Origin of the sequence: Mycobacterium sp. OAS707, from assembly GCF_014873705.1 — a bacterium.
Lineage (GTDB): Bacteria > Actinomycetota > Actinomycetes > Mycobacteriales > Mycobacteriaceae > Mycobacterium.
This window is the reverse complement of the sequence record NZ_JADBDS010000002.1, coordinates 1,154,457-1,171,709: the sequence shown is the minus strand read 5'-3', so window position 1 is coordinate 1,171,709 and position 17,253 is coordinate 1,154,457. Positions and strand designations below refer to the sequence as shown.

General features: G+C 65.0%; 18 protein-coding genes. 9 read left to right on the top strand and 9 right to left on the bottom strand.

The window, feature by feature from the left end; genetic code table 11:
* Positions 1-28: 28 nt before the first annotated feature.
* The 6 genes from GGC64_RS16440 to GGC64_RS16415 all read left to right on the top strand — a co-directional run bounded on the left by GGC64_RS16440 (position 29) and on the right by GGC64_RS16415 (position 6,059).
* On the top strand, positions 29-1,219 hold the full coding sequence (locus tag GGC64_RS16440) for an amidohydrolase family protein (protein ID WP_192723538.1): 1,191 nt from the start codon (positions 29-31) through the stop codon (positions 1,217-1,219).
* Positions 1,216-2,670, top strand: coding sequence for a FadD3 family acyl-CoA ligase (locus GGC64_RS16435; RefSeq protein WP_192723537.1), 1,455 nt, complete (start codon positions 1,216-1,218; stop codon positions 2,668-2,670). Before GGC64_RS16440 ends, GGC64_RS16435 begins: the two co-directional genes overlap by 4 nt.
* 144 nt (positions 2,671-2,814) lie before the next feature.
* Positions 2,815-3,699 carry a hypothetical protein gene (locus tag GGC64_RS16430; protein WP_192723536.1) on the top strand — a complete coding sequence of 295 codons (885 nt, stop codon included), beginning with the start codon at positions 2,815-2,817 and terminating at the stop codon, positions 3,697-3,699.
* On the top strand, positions 3,696-4,394 hold the full coding sequence (locus tag GGC64_RS16425) for a hypothetical protein (RefSeq protein ID WP_192723535.1): 699 nt from the start codon (positions 3,696-3,698) through the stop codon (positions 4,392-4,394). The genes GGC64_RS16430 and GGC64_RS16425 overlap by 4 nt, the downstream gene beginning before the upstream one ends.
* Positions 4,395-4,404: 10 nt before the next feature.
* On the top strand, positions 4,405-5,400 hold the full coding sequence (locus tag GGC64_RS16420; RefSeq protein ID WP_192723534.1) for a patatin-like phospholipase family protein: 996 nt from the start codon (positions 4,405-4,407) through the stop codon (positions 5,398-5,400).
* On the top strand, positions 5,400-6,059 hold the full coding sequence (locus GGC64_RS16415; RefSeq protein WP_192723533.1) for a 2-C-methyl-D-erythritol 4-phosphate cytidylyltransferase: 660 nt from the start codon (positions 5,400-5,402) through the stop codon (positions 6,057-6,059). Before GGC64_RS16420 ends, GGC64_RS16415 begins: the two co-directional genes overlap by 1 nt.
* On the opposite strand, the gene GGC64_RS16410 is transcribed toward GGC64_RS16415, so the two are convergent.
* The 4 genes from GGC64_RS16410 to GGC64_RS16395 form a co-directional block, all read right to left on the bottom strand.
* The gene (locus tag GGC64_RS16410) at positions 6,037-6,753 is read right to left on the bottom strand and encodes an IspD/TarI family cytidylyltransferase (RefSeq protein WP_192723532.1); all 717 of its coding nucleotides are present in this window, start codon (positions 6,751-6,753) and stop codon (positions 6,037-6,039) included. The two genes, GGC64_RS16415 and GGC64_RS16410, sit on opposite strands and share 23 nt — an antisense overlap.
* Positions 6,754-6,757: 4 nt before the next feature.
* On the bottom strand, positions 6,758-7,180 hold the full coding sequence (locus GGC64_RS16405) for a PPOX class F420-dependent oxidoreductase (protein WP_192723531.1): 423 nt from the start codon (positions 7,178-7,180) through the stop codon (positions 6,758-6,760).
* Positions 7,181-7,332: 152 nt separating this feature from the next.
* Positions 7,333-7,914, bottom strand: coding sequence for a transcriptional regulator (locus tag GGC64_RS16400; protein WP_192723530.1), 582 nt, complete (start codon positions 7,912-7,914; stop codon positions 7,333-7,335).
* 70 nt (positions 7,915-7,984) lie between these two features.
* The gene (locus tag GGC64_RS16395; RefSeq protein ID WP_192723529.1) at positions 7,985-8,992 is read right to left on the bottom strand and encodes an NAD-dependent epimerase/dehydratase family protein; all 1,008 of its coding nucleotides are present in this window, start codon (positions 8,990-8,992) and stop codon (positions 7,985-7,987) included.
* Between the two features lie 33 nt (positions 8,993-9,025).
* Between GGC64_RS16395 and GGC64_RS16390 the strand changes: the two genes are divergently transcribed.
* Positions 9,026-10,288 (top strand): low temperature requirement protein A, encoded by a 1,263-nt coding sequence (locus tag GGC64_RS16390; protein ID WP_192723528.1) that lies wholly within the window; start codon positions 9,026-9,028, stop codon positions 10,286-10,288.
* Positions 10,289-10,427: 139 nt separating this feature from the next.
* Positions 10,428-10,847, top strand: coding sequence for a ChaB family protein (locus tag GGC64_RS16385; protein ID WP_192723527.1), 420 nt, complete (start codon positions 10,428-10,430; stop codon positions 10,845-10,847).
* 3 nt (positions 10,848-10,850) lie between these two features.
* Here GGC64_RS16385 and GGC64_RS16380 read toward each other — a convergent pair whose 3' ends face one another.
* Positions 10,851-12,122: an MFS transporter gene (locus GGC64_RS16380; RefSeq protein ID WP_192723526.1), complete on the bottom strand. Its 1,272-nt coding sequence runs from the start codon at positions 12,120-12,122 to the stop codon at positions 10,851-10,853.
* 358 nt (positions 12,123-12,480) lie between these two features.
* Here GGC64_RS16380 and GGC64_RS16375 point away from each other — a divergent pair, with 358 nt between their 5' ends.
* Positions 12,481-13,233: a MerR family transcriptional regulator gene (locus GGC64_RS16375; RefSeq protein WP_192723525.1), complete on the top strand. Its 753-nt coding sequence runs from the start codon at positions 12,481-12,483 to the stop codon at positions 13,231-13,233.
* Positions 13,234-13,239: 6 nt separating this feature from the next.
* Here GGC64_RS16375 and GGC64_RS16370 read toward each other — a convergent pair whose 3' ends face one another.
* From GGC64_RS16370 to GGC64_RS16355, 4 genes are read right to left on the bottom strand one after another with little or no spacing between them, the layout of a single operon-like run.
* Entirely contained in the window at positions 13,240-14,040 is an 801-nt protein-coding gene (locus tag GGC64_RS16370; protein ID WP_192723919.1) for an ABC transporter permease, read from the bottom strand.
* Positions 14,040-14,921, bottom strand: coding sequence for an ABC transporter permease (locus GGC64_RS16365; protein ID WP_192723524.1), 882 nt, complete (start codon positions 14,919-14,921; stop codon positions 14,040-14,042). The genes GGC64_RS16370 and GGC64_RS16365 overlap by 1 nt, the downstream gene beginning before the upstream one ends.
* Positions 14,900-16,102, bottom strand: a complete 1,203-nt coding sequence (locus tag GGC64_RS16360; protein ID WP_192723523.1) for an ABC transporter substrate-binding protein — start codon at positions 16,100-16,102, stop codon at positions 14,900-14,902. Before GGC64_RS16360 ends, GGC64_RS16365 begins: the two co-directional genes overlap by 22 nt.
* A 2-nt stretch (positions 16,103-16,104) precedes the next feature.
* Positions 16,105-17,187 carry an ABC transporter ATP-binding protein gene (locus GGC64_RS16355; protein WP_192723522.1) on the bottom strand — a complete coding sequence of 361 codons (1,083 nt, stop codon included), beginning with the start codon at positions 17,185-17,187 and terminating at the stop codon, positions 16,105-16,107.
* Positions 17,188-17,253 lie beyond the last annotated feature (66 nt).

The window sequence follows — 17,253 nt, the reverse complement described above, 5'->3', positions numbered from 1 at the left end:
ATTCTCGTGACGAGATAAGGAGTCTTCCATGGGCCAGCTGTCGCATAGGGTCGACATACCGTTTCCGCTGTTCGACGCGGACAACCACCTGTACGAGCCGCCAGAGGCGATGACCAAGTACCTGCCCAAGGAGTACAAGGACGTCGTCCAGTACGTCGAGGTCAACGGCCGCACGAAGATCGCGCTGCGCGGAGTGATCAGCAACTACATCCCCAATCCCACCTTCTCCGTGGTCGCCAAGCCGGGCGCGTGGGAGGAGTACTTCAAGTTCGGCAACCCCGACGGCAAGAGCAAGCGCGAGCTGTTCGGTGAGCCGATGAGAGCCATTCCCGCGTTCTTCGAGCCCGAGCCGCGACTCGAGAAGATGAACGAGCTTGGCATCGACCGCTCGCTGATGTTCCCGACGCTCGCCAGCCTGATCGAGGAGCGTCTCTCCGACGACCCGGTCGCCATTCACGTCCTCATCCACGCGCTCAACCAGTGGCTCGACGAGGTGTGGGGCTTCAACTACCAGAACCGCATCTTCACCACGCCGGTGATCACGCTGCCGATCGTGGAGAAGGCGATCGAGGAACTGGAGTGGTGCGTCAAGCGTGGCGCTCGCGCGATCCTCATCCGCCCGGCGCCGGTGCCCGGTTTCCGCGGGCCGAGGTCGTTCGCGCTGCCCGAGTTCGATCCGTTCTGGGAGCGGGTTGTCCACCACGACGTCTTTGTCGGCATGCACTCGTCTGACAGCGGTTACTCGCGGTACACCTCCGAGTGGGACGGCGCCGCGCAGGAGATGCTGCCGTTCCAGACCAACGCCATGTCGATCCTCAACGAGTGGCGCCCGATCCAGGATGCGGTGGCCTCCTGGGTGATTCACGGCGCGCTGTTCCGGCACCCGAAGCTGAAGGTCGGCATCGTGGAGGCGGGTTCGAAGTGGATGTTCCCGCTGCTGGACTCGATGGCCGAGGTGTGGAAGAAGGCGCCTGAGGCGTTCCTCGGCAACCCGATCGAGGAGATCAAGAACCGCATCTACGTCAGCCCGTTCTATGAAGAGGGCATCGACGATCTCATCAACCTGATCGGAGTGGACCAGGTGTTGTACGGCTCCGACTGGCCGCATCCCGAGGGTCTGGCCGAACCGACGCATTACGTGACCGCGCTCGAGCACCTGTCCCTCGAGGACCAGGCGAAGATCATGGGCGGCAACCTGGGGCGTCTCGTCACGACGTGACCCGGCGTTGGGAAACCATCCCCGAGATGGTGTTGAGCTCAGCGGACCGGTTCGGTAACGCGGAAGCGGTCGTCGACGGTCCGCTGCGGCTCACGTTCACCGAAGTGGTCGCGAGGATCCGCTGTGCGGCAGGCGCATTCGCCGAACTCGGTGTCGAAAAAGGGGACCGGGTCGCCCTGTGGGCGCCCAACTGCGCGGAATGGATCATCGCGGCCTTCGGATTGCTGACGGCCGGCGGCGTGCTCGTCCCGGTCAATACGCGCTTCAAGCCCGACGAGGCGGCCGACATCATCGGCCGCAGCGGCGCAAAGGCGGTGCTGGTCTGCAAGGGGTTCCTCGGCCTTGACTACAGCGCGCCCGCCGGCGTGCCGGTCATCGACCTCAAGTCCGATTTCTTGTCCAGCGGGACACCGTTTCACCGCGACGTCGCGGGCATCGATATCTCCGACATCATCTTCACGTCGGGCACGACCGGCAAGCCCAAGGGCGCCAAGATGAATCACGTCCAGACACTTCGGATGTACGAGGAATGGGCCACTCTCGCTGACTTGCGTGAGGGCGACCGCTACCTGATGATCAACCCCTACTTTCACACCTTCGGGTTGAAGGCGGGCCTGATCGCGTCGTTCCTGCGTGGCGCGACGATGCTTCCGGTCGCTGCCTTCGAGGTCGACCGCGTCGTGGAACTGATTGCGGCCGAACGGATCACGATGCTTCCCGGTCCGCCGACGCTGTATCACTCGCTGCTTGCAGTCGAAGACAAGGACAGACTCGCGACGCTGCGGGCCGGCGTAACGGGTGCGGCCGACATCCCCGTGGAACTCGTGCACCGGATCCACGAGGAACTTCCGTTCCAAACCTTGATGACGGGCTATGGCCTCACCGAGGCGGGCAACGTCACGCTCTCTCGACCCGGCGACTCGTTCGAAGACGTTGCGGCGACCGCAGGCCTGCCCTGTGAGGACGTCGAGGTCCGCATCGCCGACGACGGCGAGGTGCTGGTGCGTGGCTACGGCGTCATGCAGGGTTATCTGGACGACCCCGTTGCCACGGCGGAAGCCATCGACGTCGACGGCTGGCTGCACACCGGCGACCTCGGCAGCTTCACCGAGTCGGGCCGGTTGCGGATCGTCGGCCGGAAGAAGGACATGTTCATCGTCGGCGGCTTCAACGCATACCCCGCCGAAATCGAAGGCTTTCTGCTCGAGCATCCCGCTGTCGCCCAGGCGGCGGTGATCGGAGTCCCCGACGAGCGGATGGGGCAGGTGGGGAAGGCGTTCGTGGTGTTGAAGGCTGGCGCAAAGGATGCAACACCCACCGTCAGTGGCGATGAGCTGATTGCTTGGAGTCGCGACCGGATGGCCGGATTTAAGGTTCCTCGGTTCGTCGAGTTCACCGACGAGCTACCGTTGAACGCCACGGGCAAGGTCATGAAAGACAAATTGCGCTGAGCGTTCGCACAGCGCGTAAATAGCATTTCCGCAGGAAACGCATCGTCTGACCCCGGCTGCGGATGCGGTATCGTCGCGGCAATACTCAAAAATGAATAACGCCATTCTCATTAGCAGAGCAGTTTGCAGAACTAGGAGGTCGCAGTGCCGTCTTTCAGGCGCCGCGCGTCGGTGATCGACGCTGACCGCGTCGACGAGCCGAAGCAGGAACCTGATCGGCCGGCCGACGCCGCCCAAGCATTGGCTCTCGCCGAGGAGGCCGAGGCAGAGGCCGCTGAGGCGGAAGCGGTAGCCGCCGCTGCCCGGGCAAAAGCTCGCGCGATCCGGTTGCGCAGGCAGGCTGCCGAGGCCGCGACCGCCGATGCAGACGCCGCCGATGCAGACGCCGATGCAGAGACCGAGACCGCCGGCGCACCGGCCGAACCCGTCGACCTGATTGAGGCCGACGAGACCTCGGAAACCGGCCCGGACACAGCGGATGCCGCCGAGGAGTTGTCCGCGGATCCGATCGGCGAGCAACCCGGCGGGAGCCGCCGGGTCCTCAAGATTCTGGCTGCCGTCTTCGCCGCTGTCATTGCAGTTGCCTGCACGGCGGTGCTGATCTTCATCAGCGTGCTGATGTTCAACCACCACAGTCATCAGGTGGCCGACGATCAGCGCCGTGCGGAGTACAGCGCTGCGGCGAGGCAGAGCGTAGTGACATTGATGTCGCTGGACTTCAACAAGGCCAAGGAGGACGTGCAGCGCATCATCGACAACTCGACCGGCCAGTTCAAGGACGATTTCAAGAGCCAGGCCGACGACTTCGTCAAGGTCGCGCAGGACTCGAAGGTGATCACCGAGGTCACCGTCAACGCCACGGGCGTGGAGTCGATGACCGACGACACGGCAGTGGTGCTGGTGTCGGCGTCGTCGCGAGTCACCAATTCCGCGGGTGCCAAGCAGGAGCCCCGGTCGTGGCGGCTGTCCGTCAACCTCAAGCGTGAGGGCGGCCAGATCAAGATGGAGAAGGTGGAGTTCGTACCGTGACCGCGAAGGACAACTCCGACCTGAAAGACGCCGACCAGGCAGGAACAGAACTCCTCACCGGCGTCGATGAAGCCGCAGACCAGTCCGGCGAAACCGACGACGCGACAACCGAAACCGACGACGCGACAACCGAAACTGACGACGCGGCAGACGAAACCGGTGGCGCGGCAGACGAAACCGATGGCAAGCGGCGGCGATCGGGGCTCGCCGTGGCCGGATGGATCGGGGCGATCGTGTTGACGGTCGCGCTCCTCGCCTCGGCGGGCGTCACGGCCTGGCTGTACTTCGGCCAGTACCGCACCGACCAGAAAACCGACGAGGCCGCGGCCAACGTCGTGCTCGATGCGGCGAAAACCGGCACGGTCGCGATGTTGTCGTACTCACCCGAGACCCTGGACAAGGACTTCGCGAACGCGAAGTCGCATCTGACCGGTGACTTCCTGTCGTACTACACGAATTTCACCCAGCAGATCGTCACGCCCGCGGCCAAGCAGAAGGCAGTTAAGACCAGCGCCGCCGTCGTCCGCGCCGCGGTGTCCGAGCTGCATCCGGATTCCGCCATGGTGCTGGTGTTCATCAACCAGAACACCACCAGCAAGGAGAATCCTGATGGTGCCTTCGCCGCGAGCGCGGTCAAGGTGAGCATGAAGAAGATCAACGGCACCTGGCTCATTTCGGCATTCGATCCCGTGTAGCGTCGGCGCCGTGGCGAAGCCTGCGGACCTGGTGTTGTCGGGCGGCGGTGTCAAAGGCATCGGTTTGGTTGGGGCCGTCGTTGCGTTGATGGACGCCGGGTACCGCGCTCAACGCGTGTCGGGAACCTCTGCCGGGTCGATCGTCGGCGCGATCGTCGCAGCCGCATCGATGAGTAACCAACTCAGCGGCGAAGAAGTCAAAGAGCTTGCGCTGCAGCTGGATTACCACAAATTCACCGACCCCGGTCCCGTCGAACGCCTTCCGCTACTCGGCCCCTCGCTGGCCGTGTTGCGGGGGACAGGTATCTACCGCGGCGACTACGCACACGACTGGGTCCGCAGCCAGCTTGCGAATCTCGGCGTTGGCACGTTCGGCGACCTGGCGATCGACGATGACGACTTGCCGCCGGAGCGGCGCTACAAACTGGTCGTGACGGTCGCCGATGTGACCACGGGGCAGTTGGTGCGGCTGCCTTGGGACTACCGCCGGGTCTACGGCCTGGATCCCGACGAACAGTCCGTCGCCGATGCGGTGCGTGCGTCGATGGCGATCCCGTTCTTCTTCCGGCCGGTCTCGTTGACGTCGTCGAGCGGGCTGACGTCCACGTTGGTCGACGGTGGCATCCTTTCGAATTTTCCGATCGATTCGCTTGACCGCTTCGATGGACACAAACCCCGCTGGCCCAGCTTCGGCGTCACGGTGTTGCCGAACCTTCCCGAGGGCAACGACAAGGTGATTCCGGCCCTCGCGCCGCTGCGGATGCTCGGCGCGCCGCATCTGCTGGAAGGCGTGATCACCACCGCGCTCGTCGGCCGCGATCAGGCCTACCTCAACGAGCCGTGGGTGAGCGCCAGGACCATCCGAGTGGACTCGACCGACATCGGCTTCCTCGATTTCGACATCTCCGACAACGAGATCGAGGCGCTGTACGCGAAAGGCTATGCAGGCACAGAGGAATTCCTCGCCACCTGGGACTGGGACGCCTACCTCGAGCGCTTCCGCTGATGGCCGAGGAGCCCGCGGCGGTCTTGCCGCTACCCTCGGCGCTTGCGGACAACGCGTACGCCCCCTTGGCAGGTGAGCCTGCCCTGGTGTGGCTTGCGCGAGCGATGCCCAGCGCTGCCGTGGTCGCCACCACTGCGGCACTTGCCGATCGGGTCCGCGAAACCCTTGCGGCGCATGGCTTATCGGCCATTGATGTGGTCGCGGTCGAAGAGCCGGATTCGAGGGCGCAATGCCTGGCCGCTGGCCTGCAGCGCTTTCACGACTCGGCGCGTCACGTCCTGATTCACGATGTCCGTCGACCCCTGGCGCCGGAATCCCTGCGCGACAGGGTGGTTGCCGGCCTGCTCGCGGGCAGCACCATCGTGATGCCTGCGCTCGCGGTAACCGACAGCGTGAAGTCTGTCGATGCGAACGGCTTCGTGACCGGCACCCTTGACCGCTCGACGCTGCAGACCGTGCAGTACCCGCGCGGATTCGCCGTCGATGAACTGTCTCGGCTGCTCGCTGGGCGCATCTCGGAGGACTTCGACGAGCTCGACGAGGTACTGCGCGCAGGCATGCCGATCACCCTGGTCGAGGGCGACGCGAACGGATTCGCCATCGAATTGCCAAGGGACACCGACTATGTCGAGGCGATCATCGCGAGTCGGACCGACTGAGCAGCCGGGCCGCTACCGCCACGTCCTGCGCGTAGGTCACCTTCAGGTTGCCCGCGACGCCGGGGAAGGTGCGCACCTTTTCCTCGGTGAACTTCTCGATGCACGACGACGTGTCGGTGCCCTCGAATCTCTCGGCGGTGGCGGCCCGATAGGCACGCAGCAGTGGTTGCGCCCGAAACGCCTGCGGCGTCTGCACGCGCACCGATCCGCCGCCGGTGGACTCGACACCGGCCGGCCCATGCCGCACCAAATCGGGGATGGGCAATGCCGGTATCGCCCCGCCGAACTCGCGGGCAAGCGATAGCGCAGTCAGGAATATGTCGCGGCTGGCCAGCGGTCGCGCCGCGTCGTGAATCAGCACCACGTCGACCACGCCCGAGTCGATGTCGTCGGCGAGATAGCGCAGCACGTTGAACTCGGAGGCGTGTCTGGTGTCGCCGCCCTCGACGAGTTCCACCGCGGCACCGGGCAGTTCTGCTGCCACCGTGTCGCGGGCCAGGTCGAGCTCACCCCTGCGGTACACGAGCACCGTGCGCGCGATCTCTGGGACCTGCGTGACGGACGAGAGCGACCAGGTCACCATGCTGCGGCCCGCCAGCGGCAGGTATGCCTTGTTACCGTCGGCGCCGACGCGGGTGCCGAGACCGGCAGCCAGCACCACCCCGACAGCGCAGGACCCCGGCGACGCGCTCACGCGATCACTCTGCCACGTTGAACGCCTTGAGCACTTTGGTCGGCTTGATGCGCACCACGAGTTCACCGGGGACGGCGTTTCTTCGGCCGTACTCCTCGGCCCGCTCGGCGCCCATGTAACGGCCGCCGGTTCGCGTCGCGATGTCGAGAACGTCGCCGGGGTCCTCGCCGACCGTGGCGACACCCTGAACCTGGACGAACGAGTACGGCGGTCGCGAATCGTCGACGCACATCACCACCCGCGGATCGCGGGCCAGGGCACGGCCTTTCGCGGTGTCCTTGCCTGTGTTGAAGGCGAGTTCGCCGTTGTCGACCACAAACCAAACGGGCGCGACAAGGGGACGGCCATCGGACGCGAGATATCCGAGTAGCCCAGTGCGGGTGCCTTCGGACAGGAATGCGACGACATCATCGGAAAGTTGTTCCACGCCACCAAACGTAGGCCCCCGCGCGGCGTGCGTCGACGATCAGTCTTCAGCGTGACGCTGGTAGTCCCACTGCTCCAGACGCGTCTGCAGGTCGTACAGTCCCAGTGCGGCAAGCGGTGTGCCGACGGAGATGCAGATCAGCAGTAGCGCGTTCATGGTTCTCTCGAGTCGTCCCTTGTCTTCCTGACGCTATGAAGCGTATGAAGCGAACGCATGGACCCGCACGCGTAGGTGGATACCTGTTTTTCGGAGCCGCGGCCCAACGTGTCGCGGGCTTCCTTGCGCATCGCGCGGTAGCGCTGGCGCTCGGCCGTGGCCCACGGTTCGGACCAGCCGTCGAGCAATTCTCCCGCGCGAAGCAGCGCGAGCAGTCCTGAGACGAATTGCGGGTCGACGGGCTCGTCGTGGTCGAGCAACTGCCCGATCTGGTCGACCGCGTCGTAGAAGTCCACCGAAACCCCGGGGGCCAGCGCGAGATACTGCGGGTCGACCTCGAGCAGCGGGTCGGCGCCCGCGGGCCGCAGCCGCCACATGGTGGAGCGCAGGCTGGCGATGGCGCGTCGGGTCTGGGCGTGCGGCCAGAGCATCGCGCAGACCCAAAGCCGGTGCACAGGCCTGCGCTTGAGCGCGACGAGCGCGATCAGTCGCTGACATGCCGGAGGCAGGTCGACAGGTTGATCACCCCGAAGAACGGCGAATTGACCCAGCAGCTTCAGCGAGAATTCATCCGACACCCGTTGATCGTCGATCCGAGGCCCGAGGAAGGCATGCGTAGTCGACTACCTGTTTTTGCCGCCCGCGTAGTTATCGGCGCTGGTTTTCGGCGTTTTCTGCAAAGAACACCGCTGCACGGCGGATGGACTCGTGGATCGGGGCGGGCTGCCACCCCAGTTCGCGCTCGGCCTTGCTGTGGTCCATCGCGGGCAGCATGTGCGATAGCCTGGCGCTGACGCTCGTGACCGGCGTATCGCGGTTCAACAGCCGGCCTGCGACATCGCCGGCGTGCCCGAGCAGATACAGCGCCCACAGCGGGATCCCCAGCCACGGCCGCTTCACACCGCCCGCGTCTGCGGCCGTGTCAAACAGCTCCCGGATGGCCATGTAGCGCTCGGAAATGATGTAGCGCTCACCATTTCGGCCCTTCTCGGCGGCGAGCAGTAGCGCGGTCGCGGCATCTTCGATGCCGACTACCTCGGTGGATGCGTCCCTGACGTACACGGGATTTCGGCCTGCTGCCGTCGCGGCGAGCAGCCCGCCGTGTGGCGTCGGCTGCCAGTCGCGCGGGCCGTAGGTGTTGGCGACGCACAGAGCAACGGCCGGCAATCCGCGCTCCCTGGCGTATTGCAGCACGAGGTTTTCGGCCTGAACCCGGGACTGGATGTATCCGCCACCCTTGTCGGCCCAGTTCATTTGGTCCTCTTCGGTCGCAAGGCGGTTCTCCGCGGGGATACCGATGGTGCCGATCGTGCTGGTGAACACGAACCGGTGGAGATCGGCTTCCACCGCGACGTCGAGCACGTGGCGCAGGCCGTCGACATTGGTGCGGAACAGTGGTGTGGGGTCGCGCAGCCAGGCACGGGTGTCGACGACGCAATAGAAGACGTCGTCGCAACCGGCCATCGCGGCGCGCACGGCATCGTCATCGAAGATGTCGCCGTAGTGTCGCTCGACGTCGAGGTCGTCGATGGCCTTCGTCGAGCTCGTCCGGCGCAGGATGACCCGCACGTCGTCGCCGCGTTCAACCAACTGCCTGGTGACATGCGAGCCGAGGAACCCGCTCGCGCCCATCACCAACTTCTTCGCGCCCGCCATGGGGTGAAATGTAGCGGTGAAAGGACGCAAACAATGACCGAGGCCTCACCGCAGCGCCCAGTGGCCGCGCATCGCATTCGGCCGATGACGGGTCGCGATCCGCATGAGGAACACCGGGTGGCCACACCACTGGAGCTGCTGTTCGACCTGACGTTCGTCGTCGCGTTCGGCATCGCCGCGAACGAGTTCGCCCACCTGATGTTCGAGAACCACGTCGGCGCTGGGCTGCTCGGCTTCTCGTTCGCGACGTTCGCGGTCTGCTGGGCGTGGATCAACTTCGCCTGGTTCGCGTCGGCGTACGACACCGACGACTGGATCTACCGCGTGATGACCATGTTGCAGATGGTCGGGGTGGTCATCCTTGCGCTGGGCTTGCCGCAGATGTTCGCGTCGATCGAACACGGCGGCCACGTCGACAACGGGGTCATGGTGGCGGGTTACGTCGTCATGCGAATCTCGTTGGTGGGACAGTGGTTACGCGCTGCGAAGCAGGACCCGGGTAGACGTTCGGCCTGCTTGACCTACGCGAGCGCGGTCACCGTCGCCCAGATCGGCTGGGCCACCACCATCTTCTTGCACACCTCGGTGCCGATGACGTTCGTCTTCGTGGTGGTGCTGATCGGGATCGAATTGCTGGGCCCGGTCCTGGCCGAGAAGCGGATGGGCGGCACGCCGTGGCACGCGCATCACATCACGGAGCGATACAGCCTGTTGACGATCATCGCCCTGGGTGAGGGCGTGGTGGGCACGGTTGCATCGGTGTCCGCGGCCGTCGGCACGCAGGGGTGGTCGTATGACGCGATCTTCGTGGCCGTCGCAGGGATCGGGTTGACATTCGGGATGTGGTGGACGTATTTCGTGGTGCCGCAGGCCGATCTGTTGCACGCTCATCCCGAGCGGTCGTTCTTCTTCGGCTACTTCCACATCCTGCCGTTCGGGGCGATCGTGGCGACCGGGGCGGGGCTACATGTCGCCGCTTTCTACATCGAGGGCCACTCGAAGCTCGGTTCGGTGGAGACGGTGTTGGCCGTGGCCGTGCCGGTCGGCGGATACGTCGTCTCGGTCTACGTCCTTTACGCGTGGTTAGTGCGGACGATGGACATGTTCCATCTGCTGCTCATCGCGTTGACAGCCGTGGTGCTTGGCGCCGCGGTCTGGCTGGCCGCCGCAGGTATCTCGATGGCGAACTGCCTGCTGGTCGTCACGCTGGCCCCGATGGTGAGCGTGGTTGGGTACGAAACGCTCGGCCATCGGCACGCCGCGCAGGCCATCGCGAGGAGCCTGTCAGGCGTTTAGCCCCACGGCCTTCGGGTAACGCCCTCTGTGGGCCGTATGGGGTTGCGCACCGGGTGCGCGGAGCGTCAAGAAGCCGGCACACGTGCAGCCGACGCCACCTCTGCGGCGCCATCGTCTCAGTTCTCGAGGAGCACTACCGATGCCTAAGACAACGAAGAGCGGTTCGGCTCGCAAGAGTGAGCTGCCGAGCACGTTGCAGAAGTCGCCTGCCAAGGCACAGCGCACCTTCGCAAAGGTGCACGACAACGCGGTGAAGGAGTACGGCGAAGGCGAGCGGGCGCACCGGGTCGCCTACGACGCGTTGAAGCACAGCTTTGAAAAGGTCGGTGACCACTGGGAGCCGAAATCGAAGAAGGGGCCGTCGGATTCCCGCGCACGCAGTGGCGGCCCCAATCCGAGCGGCAAATCCGCCGAGGGTGTGGACGCCAACGCCTCGAAGAAGCACCTGACGGAAGTCGCACGCAGGCTTGACATCTCGGGTCGTTCGAAGATGAGCAAGGACGAACTGGTTTCGGCGATCAAGAAGGCCAACAGGCGTTCGACCGCCCGCAACCGCTAGCGGTCAGCGCACCGCGGGCGCCGCGTCCAAGCTCTCCAGCAGCATCGCTTCTTCCTCGATGCGCATCAGTCGCCGTGCCTTGCGGCGGGTGATCAGGATGCCGACCACTGCGAGGCCCCAGATCGCGTACTGCACTGTCCAGGCGAGCCGGAACGAGCCGAGCGAGAAGTCGCCTGTGGCATCGAGGATCAGTCCCATTGCCTGCATCACCAACAGAGACGCGACGAAGCCGCCCATGTTGACCATGCCCTGTGCGGTGCCGAGCGTCGCACTCGGGTTGAACGTGCGCGCGAAGTCGAAGCCGACCATCGAGCCAGGACCACCGACCGAGATGACGACGATGAGCGCGACGAGCAGCCACAGCGGGGAGCGGCCCGGCAGTGCGAGCACCACCGTCCACGCCACTGCGTTGGCGGCGATGATGCCGAGCACCATCCGTGACCTCCGATGCGGCAACCGGCCGGTGAAGATCCCGATGACGACACCCGATGAGATGGCGGCGACCACGGAGATGGTCAGCAGGGCGCCCGCCGCGCTCGTCGAAAGTCCTTGAGCCTCGGTGAGATACGGAACGCCCCACATCAAGGTGAAGGCCGTCACGGAGAATTGCGTGCCCATATGGGTGAAAAAGCCGAGCCGCGTGCCCGGCCGCAGCCACACCGTCTTGACGCTCACCAGCGTCTGGATGACCGACGAACCGTGCACCGGCGTGACTGGACCGGTCGGGGTGTTCTTGACCAGCCCGAGCGTCAGGGCCATCGACAACACACCGACGGCTGCGACCGAAACGTAGGCGGTGGTCCAACCGGCGCCGGCAAGCACTGCGAAAAATGGAACGGCCGAAAGCACCTGGCCCAGCTGACCGCAGATGCCCGTCAGCTGCGTCACCAGGGGAACGCGTTCGGCAGAGAACCAGTGCGGCACCAACCGCAGCACGGAGATGAACGTCACCGCGTCACCGAGACCGAGCAATGCTCGCGCCGCGACGGCAAGCGGGAGGGATTCGGTGAATGCGAGTACGAGTTGGCCCGTCGCCATCACGGCCGCGCCGGACAGGATCAGCGCCTTGGAACCGAATCGGTCGAGCAGCAGCCCCGCGGGCACCTGCGCGGCCGCGTACACCACGACCTGAAGGACCACGAACGTCGACAGCACGCTCGGGCTGGCGTTGAAGCGGTCGGCGGCCGCCAACCCCGAAACGCCGAGGGTGGTCCTGTCGAGGACGGCGACGATATAAGCGAGCAGTCCGGTGGCCCAGACGATCCAGGGACGCACACCGAACCTTTCTCAGCAGGGAACTTTGTCTTCGCTCAACAACGCGATGCGCGTCCATCATGTTCCAGCGGGCGGCGCTGACGCCAATTCATGACGCGTGAAATCACTCACCGCAACACCGGCGACGTGCCCGGTTGCGATGGGAAACGAGTTGGCTGAAGTTGCACCAACTCGTCGGCGTCCGACCCGCGCCATCGTCATTGCCGCAGTTGAGCACGTGTACCTCGAATACCTAGCAAATATCTCGGCGGGGGATTCAGACTTCGCTCGCAAACCAGTCCCGACGGCTAGAGTGGTCATGTGCGTTGGCGCGGTGCAAAGCCGAAACGCGCCTTGGACCGGGTCAGGGTGCGCGACGTTGGCTGAGTACCGACTGGACGACTTGGCGCGGATCTCGGGGGTCACGGCGCGCAACATCCGCGCGTACCGGGAGCGCGGGCTACTGGACCCGCCGCGTCGGGTCGGGCGCTCGGCGTACTACGACGACTATCACCTGTCTCAGCTGAAGACGATCAACCAGTTGCTGCGCCGTGGCTTCAACTCCGCCCACATCTCGGAGTTCTTCGCGAGCATGCGCCAGGGCGCCGATCTGGCCGACATCCTCGGCATCCAGCGGGCGATTCTGGGTCCACGGTCCGACGAGACTGCCGAGGAGCAGCCGGCACCGGCGAAGACAGCTGCCGTCCGCATCGACGCCCGTAGCGACGATGCGCGCAAACTGATCGACTACGGCTTGGCCGAAACCACCGACGGTGAGGTGGTGCTGAAGGATGCGGTGCTGGCCGCCATCGTGGCGCGCAGTCGCGATCCGATGCTGTACGCGCGAGCGATCCTGCGGGTGTACGAGTCGACCCGGGACTCAACCGACAACTTGGCCGCCGACTTCGTGCGGGCGATAGAGGAGTTGTACTCGGCGCGGTTCGGGCCCAACCACGTGCCCAAACCCGCGGAGATGGCGGAGCTGAGTCGGATCGTGCTGGATTACCGCGATCTGGGTAATCGAGTGATCGCCGCCCACCTCGATGATGCCATCCGCCGACAGATGGCCAGCGCCGTTTCGGAGTTCACCGCAGGCATTCTGCTGCACGGAGACCCCGAATCGAAGCGGTAGCAATCGCTACACCCGGGTGGTGGCCGGATCGCCACCGAAGCGCTGCGCGAGCCACACCGGGATGATCGCGACGACCGTCAACGCCGCGGCGACGACGTTGATCACCGGAGCCTGGTTGGGGCGGAACAGGTTTCCGAAGATCCAGATCGGCAGCGTCTGCACCGTCGGCCCCGCGGTGAATGTGGTGACGACGATCTCGTCGAACGACAGCGCGAACGCCAAGATGGCGCCGGCCACCAGCGCGCCGCGCATCATCGGGAATGTCACGTACCGAAACGTCTGCCACGGTGACGCGCCAAGGTCGGCCGATGCGTCGTCGAGATTGGTGCCCAGCCGTCGCAGCCGGGCCTGAGTGTTGTTGAAGACAATCACGACGCAGAACGTGGCATGGCCGATGATCACCGTCGCAAGCCCGAGCGTCACGCCAAGCGCCGAGGTGAACGTCGCGTTGAGCGCGATGCCGGTGACGATGCCCGGTAGCGTAATGGGCAGGACGACAAGGAAACTCACCACATTGCGGCCGAAGAACGTGTAGCGCTGGACTGCGAAGGCGGCCATCGTGCCCAGCACAAGGGCGATCGCCGTCGCGCCCAGGCCGACCACCACCGAGTTGGCCAGCGACTTCCACATGCCCTGGCTGTTGGCCGCGTCGGCCCACCACCGCAACGTGAAGCCGCTGGGCGGGAACGCGAACGTCCGCGAGGAGTTGAACGCGTTGATGACAACCAAAAGCAGTGGCGCATAAAGGAATACCAGCACGAAGGCCACCCATACCCGTACCGCCCTGCGCGCGCCTGCCGACAGCATCACACATTCTCCAGCGCGCCGGTGCGCCGCATAGCCAACAGATAGCCGACTATCGCGACGAGCGGGATGATCGACAGCGCGGCGGCCAGGGGTTGATTGTTGGCGGTCACGAGCTGGCCGTAGATGATGTTGCCAAGCATCTGGGTCTTACCGCCGACGATCGTCACGGCGATGTAGTCGCCCATCGACAGTGAGAACGTGAAGATCGAACCGGCCGCGATACCGGGAAACACCATCGGTGCGACCACCATCCGCAGCGTCGCCGAATCCGAGGCCCCCAGGTCCGAACTGGCGTCGATGAGCGAATCCGGAACGCGTTCGAACGCCGCAAAGACCGGAATCACCATGTAGGGCAACCACAAATACGTCAGCGTGACGATCGTCGCCGCCAGCCCGTAGCCCGGGGTGTACCCCGTCGACCACGCCATCGGCCCCTCCGGTGAGAACAACATCCGCCAGGCGTAGGCCTTGACCAGATAGCTCGCCCACAGGGGCGTGGTCACCGCCACCACCAAGGCCAGTCGCACCCGCGGTGAGGCCACCTTCGCCATGTACAACGCCAACGGCACCGCGAGGATCGCGCAGATGACTGTCACGGTCAGGGCGATCAGCAGGGTACGGACGGTTGCTGTGCGGAACACCTCCTCCGTCGCCACCCGCGCCACGTTGTCGGTGGTGAAGGTGCGCACCACCGCACCGGTGAAACTGTTGGTGGTCCAGAACGCCGAAACCAGCAGCACCGCAAGCGAACCCAGATAGGCGACGACCAGCCACGCCATCGGCGGCGCCAGCAGGAACGCCAGGGTGACCCGGCGGCCCACAGACACTGAAGCGATCGGTCGCCCCTCGGCGCGCTGCGTCAGCCCTTGATCTGTTGCCACTTGTCGACCCACTCGTTGTAGGCCGTGCAGTTGTCGCCGCTGCCGTCGACGCACTGCTTCTGCGGCGTCGTCCAGTAGTGGATCTCGGAGGCGAACTTCTCATCCGTCGCGTGGTAGATGTCGCAGAAGTCCTTCTGCGAGGTGTGTTCACAGGCCTTCGACTGCGCGGGTGCCTCGCCGAAGTACTCGGCGACCTGAGCGTTGACCTCCGGCGAGGTGATCCAGTTCATCCACTTGTACATGCAGTTGGGATGTGCGGCCTTCGACGAGAGCATCCAGGTGTCCGACCAGCCGGTGGCACCCTCCTTCGGCAGCACCGTGTTGACCTGAACCTTGTTGTCGGTGCCGATCGTGTTGGCGATCACCTGCCAGGTGGTTCCGATCACCGAAGTTCCCGACTCGAACGCCTGCACCTCTTTGGTGTAATCCGACCAGTACTCGACGACGTTCTCGCGCTGCTTCTTGAGCAAATCGACTGCGGCGTCGAGCTGTTCGGGTGTCAACGAGTATGGGTCCTTGATGCCGAGATCCGGCTTGGTCTTGGACAGATACAGCGCGGCGTCGGCGATGTAGATGGGGGAGTCATACGCCGTCACCTTGCCCTTGTACTTGCCCGCGTCGTCGAAAACGGCCGCCCACGAGTTCGGCGCATCGCGCACCACGTCGATGTTGTACATCAGCAGGTTGGCGCCCCAGCCGTGCGGAATCCCGTACATCTGGCCGTTCACCGAATTCCACGACTTGTCTTTGAGGAACGACGAAATCGTCGCGTAGTTACTCACCAGGTCGGTGTTGACGGGCGCGACGTCACCGGCATAGATCAGCCGCAGTGTGGCATCACCGGAAGCGGACACGCCGTCGTACTGGCCGCTGCGCATCAACTGCACCATCTCGTCGGACGTGTTGCCGATTTTCACGTTGACCTTGCAGCCGGTCTGCTGCTCGAACGGCGTCACCCAGTCGACAGTCTTGTCGTTGGAACCGTTCTCGGCGTAGCCGGCCCACGCGATGAGGTTCAGCTGACCTTCGCCGTTGCCGACCGCCGAAAGCGGTTCCATCTTCGGCGGTGACTGGCCGTTGCCTCCTGACGACTGTTCCGACTTGGAGCATGCGGTGAACGACAGGACAAGGGCAGCACTGGCGATCAGGGCAAAACCGATTCGCACAGGCGTGGATCTCATGGCTACTCCTCGAATTTCAATTGGTGGACCGCCTTTTCGGGCCAGGCCAACGTGATCGGTGTTCCGTGGTGCAGGTCGGGTGGCAGCCAAGTGCTGGCCGTGAGGATCGTCGCGGTGAGGGTGACGTCGGGCTCGGCGATCGCGGCGATGCGTGTTGTCGGGCCGGCGTAGATGACCTCCGACACGATGGCCTCGACCGTGCGCACGCCCTGCACCGGATCGGTGCCCGGCCGAAACACCCCGATGCGTTCGGGCCGAATGACGAACATTCCCCGCCGACCCATCAGTGCCTCGGCTGCTGCGCCATCGAGCACGTTGGATGTGCCGACGAAATCGGCGACGAAGCGGTTGGCCGGATTCTCGTAGACGTCGCGGGCTTTGCCGATCTGCTCGATGCGCCCCTCGTTGAACACGGCCAGCCGGTCGCACAGCGTCAGCGCCTCGTCCTGGTCGTGGGTGACGATCACGAACGTGATGCCGACCTCGCGCTGGATCGCCTTCAGTTCGATCTGCATCTGCTCGCGCAGCTTGAGATCCAACGCGCCTAGAGGTTCGTCGAGCAGCAGCACCCGGGGCCGCCCGACCAATGCGCGGGCCAGCGCCACACGTTGCCGCTGGCCACCCGAGAGCTGGGCAGGGCGGCGCGGCGCGTGGTCGGTCAGGCGCACCATCTCGAGCGCGTCGGCGGTGCGACGCCTGCGCTCGGCCTTGGGCACGCCCTTGACCTTCAGGCCGTACTCGACGTTCTGTGCGACGGTCATGTGCGGGAACAGCGCATATTCCTGGAACACGGTGTTCACGTCGCGACGGCGGGCGGGCAACGCGGTCACGTCGGCGCCGCCGAGCTTGATCACCCCGGCGGTCGGCGGCTCGAAGCCGGCGATCATCCGCAACACCGTCGTCTTGCCGGATCCCGACGGCCCGAGGATGGCGAACAGTTCGCCGTCGGCCACGGTCAGGTCGGCCCCCTCGACCGCGGTGACATCGCCGAACACCTTGCGGACGCCGATCAGCTCGATCTGCGGATCGTCAACGGCGGCAGCTGTATTCACGTCCGGCTGCGAGCTGACGGTCCCCGAGGGCATGGCTCATCGTAGGAATTGCACGGTCTGAGCGCAGCTTGTCAGCGGATTTCGTGATCTTGTGCCCCT

What these genes read in the sequence shown, in the direction of transcription:
- GGC64_RS16360 (WP_192723523.1), bottom strand. Translation starts at nt 16,102, where the DNA reads ATGAGATCCACGCCTGTGCGAATCGGTTTTGCCCTGATCGCCAGTGCT.
- GGC64_RS16385 (WP_192723527.1), top strand. Translation starts at nt 10,428, where the DNA reads ATGCCTAAGACAACGAAGAGCGGTTCGGCTCGCAAGAGTGAGCTGCCG.
- GGC64_RS16355 (WP_192723522.1), bottom strand. Translation starts at nt 17,187, where the DNA reads ATGCCCTCGGGGACCGTCAGCTCGCAGCCGGACGTGAATACAGCTGCC.
- GGC64_RS16370 (WP_192723919.1), bottom strand. Translation starts at nt 14,040, where the DNA reads ATGCTGTCGGCAGGCGCGCGCAGGGCGGTACGGGTATGGGTGGCCTTC.
- GGC64_RS16390 (WP_192723528.1), top strand. Translation starts at nt 9,026, where the DNA reads ATGACCGAGGCCTCACCGCAGCGCCCAGTGGCCGCGCATCGCATTCGG.
- GGC64_RS16395 (WP_192723529.1), bottom strand. Translation starts at nt 8,992, where the DNA reads ATGGCGGGCGCGAAGAAGTTGGTGATGGGCGCGAGCGGGTTCCTCGGC.
- GGC64_RS16440 (WP_192723538.1), top strand. Translation starts at nt 29, where the DNA reads ATGGGCCAGCTGTCGCATAGGGTCGACATACCGTTTCCGCTGTTCGAC.
- GGC64_RS16415 (WP_192723533.1), top strand. Translation starts at nt 5,400, where the DNA reads ATGGCCGAGGAGCCCGCGGCGGTCTTGCCGCTACCCTCGGCGCTTGCG.